At 41.6% G+C, this 1,458-nt stretch carries 2 protein-coding genes and 2 pseudogenes; all 4 read right to left on the minus strand.

Annotated elements, in window-relative coordinates; genetic code table 11:
* Positions 1 to 428: pseudogene (locus tag ACFILL_RS09150) on the minus strand (phage late control D family protein); the annotation flags it as partial.
* Positions 425 to 649, minus strand: a complete 225-nt coding sequence (locus ACFILL_RS09155) for a tail protein X (RefSeq protein WP_375632042.1) — start codon at positions 647 to 649, stop codon at positions 425 to 427. The gene ACFILL_RS09155 and the pseudogene ACFILL_RS09150, both read right to left, overlap by 4 nt.
* A complete protein-coding gene (locus tag ACFILL_RS09160; protein ID WP_375643820.1) occupies positions 646 to 1,026 on the minus strand; it encodes a phage tail protein in 381 nt (126 codons plus the stop codon). The genes ACFILL_RS09155 and ACFILL_RS09160 overlap by 4 nt, the downstream gene beginning before the upstream one ends.
* 5 nt (positions 1,027 to 1,031) lie before the next feature.
* Positions 1,032 to 1,458, minus strand: a pseudogene (locus tag ACFILL_RS09165) (phage tail protein); the annotation flags it as partial.

Consider the following 1,458-nt stretch of genomic DNA (forward strand, 5'->3'; position numbering starts at 1 on the left):
TTTGCAAGAGAAGGATCAACCTTTGGCGTATAGCCATTACGCTCTGCTATCTCTTGAACAATACTGCCAAGGGTTTGTTGGTGATAGGATTGGCTTTTGGGGGTTCTGTAAGACGTGTTCATTGATGCGGCGCGTCCTGTAACACTTAAGCTTTGTGGTGGGCTGCTTACAGAGATTTCGTCTATCAGATAGGCTCCCATATCGCGGTTTTTGCCCCCTTCATAGCCAAGTGTGACAGAAATGATTGTTCCGATGAGAGGAATATCAAGAAAGCCGTTATCACTGTCACGTGCGCGGTCATCAATCTCTATAGTGATACGATCACTTTTGTTTTCTGCTTCATCGGTAATTTCAATCGACAAAACATAATCCATAAGAGTTTTTGTGATGTCTTCTCCATTTGCCAGAACCATGCAAAAAGGTTTCATGATTTGCTACCCCAAATTCTGATTACTGGTGTGGCTTTCGGATAGGGGAGGGTTGGTAAGAGTATCGTGATGCCTGCTTTTAAGATGGGTCCATAGTCTGCAAGCCCAAAATTAGCTGCATAGACGCGTTCAACAGCAAGCGCTTGCTGACCTTTGGCATAGTATTTCCAGCAAATGGCATCAACCATATCGCCATCTTTGGTTATATAAAGGTCACTCATAGGTCTTCACCATATTCTCTCAATTTTATCGTAAATTCTTGTTTTTTGGGGGTGCCGTTATGATGAAAAACGCTTTGTTTTTCCTCTACAGAAAGAATGACAAACTTACCTAAGATTTTGCCTTGACCGGTCACAAGAATGTGAGGTCCTTCATGTGCCATTTGCCGTAAATATTCGAGCTGTCTGTGACCACCTTTGAAATCTGGATAAATCACGCCTGCTAAAGAAAATTCCGCATTTGCAACAGCAGGCAATTGAAGAGCAGTCTTTCGCCCCAATCGCCCTTGCTCTACCCATGGAACCCCATAAGACATATCAAGTGTTTGATAAGTTGCTGTTTCAATGGAAAAAATAAAACCACCTAAAGCTAACATCATGGTATTTAATCCGAAAGGCTAGAGGCTATGGCTAAATGTTGCTGTTTTGCATAGCGTTCAAGTGCTTGATTGACAGCGTCTCTGATTTCGTCCTTAAGACCATTTGGTACTGAAATATTGAGATTTGTAATGGTTACACGGGCGTCTACTTCAACAGGTTTGTGAATCGTAATGGGTTCTGGAACTTCAAAGGAACCCACTTTTGTATTTGGAGTTTCTATGTATTCTGTTTCGACTGTCCCTGTATTAAAACCACTCTTGCGTTTTTCAGATGGAGCATTGGGTACAATTGCTGTATCAACCATTTTTTTTGCACGTGCATTGGTTTCTTCGGTAAAGGTTTTAATGGTCTGCGTTGAAGTCTTGTCTATTGAAACATTAAACCCTAACTTTTCTTTCACCCAATTAGGCATCCAACTGGTTAATTTCTTC

The organism is Bartonella sp. AP20NXHL, assembly GCF_042196165.1.
GTDB lineage: Bacteria > Pseudomonadota > Alphaproteobacteria > Rhizobiales > Rhizobiaceae > Bartonella.

Coding starts and splice junctions, on each gene's coding strand:
- ACFILL_RS09155 (WP_375632042.1), bottom strand. CDS start 649: ATGAGTGACCTTTATATAACCAAAGATGGCGATATGGTTGATGCCATT.
- ACFILL_RS09160 (WP_375643820.1), bottom strand. CDS start 1,026: ATGATGTTAGCTTTAGGTGGTTTTATTTTTTCCATTGAAACAGCAACT.